Source organism: Blastomonas sp. UPD001, from assembly GCF_003426715.1.
Lineage (GTDB): Bacteria > Pseudomonadota > Alphaproteobacteria > Sphingomonadales > Sphingomonadaceae > Blastomonas.
In genome coordinates this window covers 1-1,151 of record NZ_QKVT01000117.1, presented here as the reverse complement: position 1 = coordinate 1,151, position 1,151 = coordinate 1, and the positions used below count along the sequence as shown (strand labels likewise).

2 protein-coding genes are annotated in these 1,151 nt (G+C 59.2%); both read right to left on the bottom strand.

The genetic code is table 11. The features are described 5' to 3' along the window. On the bottom strand, positions 1-656 hold a 656-nt coding region (locus DM995_RS19340), incomplete at its 3' end, for a protoglobin domain-containing protein (RefSeq protein ID WP_232824570.1). Positions 657-938: 282 nt separating this feature from the next. Next, positions 939-1,151: hypothetical protein (locus tag DM995_RS19335; RefSeq protein ID WP_198669507.1), on the bottom strand; the 213-nt coding region annotated here is incomplete at its 5' end.

Here is a 1,151-nt window from a genome sequence, read left to right as displayed (position 1 = left end):
ATCCCGCTGACGCTTGAGCTCACCGCCAGCAGCGTCTCGCGAAGCGCTGCCGTGGCGGCGTTGAAGTCCTGCTCCACCTGCGCATATTCGGCTGGCAGGCCCGCCATTTGGGTGGTCAGGTCGCCTTCGGCCATGCGCTTGAGCGCGCTGCCCATCTGACCGAGCACGACGCCGCGAACCTTCTCCTCGGCATCGACGAAATAGGTCGAGAGCGCGATATCGATGTCGAGCAGCGACACCTTCACCAGCGCTGCCACGTCCTTGGCAAGCTTGCGGCGACCTGGCACGTAACGCAGCAGGCCTGGCGAGATCATCCCATAGATCATTTCTTCGAGGATCAGCGCGTACCCGCCGACATACCATTTCGGCTCCAGCCCGATGCGCGCGTGCACCTGGCCCACACCAACCGCGCGCGTCATGTAATCATCCGTGAGACCGTCGCCGAAGATCTTCATCCAGTGGCTGTGCTGCGCGTTCTTGGCAAATTGCAACCGCGCGCTATCGCTGAAGAAGACCTTGAGTTCGGGAATCGTCCCGACCTTGCGATAGAACTTTTCCAGCGCGCGTTGGACATGACGACCCAATGACCTTTTCACTCTGCGAAAGGTCGAGTTGTCCGTTCCGTCGAGTTCGTAAAAGGCCAGTCTCTCCTGCAAGCTTGATGGCATTTCCCCTTCTCCCAAAAAGGCAAACAACGCTGGCGCTTTCCTCTAGAGCGAGGAAGTTAATCAGCCGTTGAAACCGCACAGAAAAGACAATGCGTGATGACGAATGGCACTGCACAGAGGTAAAATTCGATTGTTATCGCGCCTTCCTCCTTGAGATGCTGTGCAATCGATCAACATTCGAGAAACTGTATCTTCAACTTCTTGCAGATACGCAAAAAGGCCGGGAGATTGCTCTCCCGGCCTTCCGTTGCGACCCTTATAGGGCTTGTTTTATTCAGCGGCTTCCATCGGATCGGCCTTGTCGGGCTTGCCGTCGCCATCCGTATCCCAGGCATCGGCCTTGCCGTCATTGTTGCGGTCCCAGGCATCCATCGTGCCATCGCCATTCGAATCCAGCGTGGCGGGCGGGGCCTGGTCTGCGGTGGCCGGGGCGTCAGCGCCCGGTGCCGGGGTTTCCGAAGCCGGGGCCTCGGTGGTCGGGCT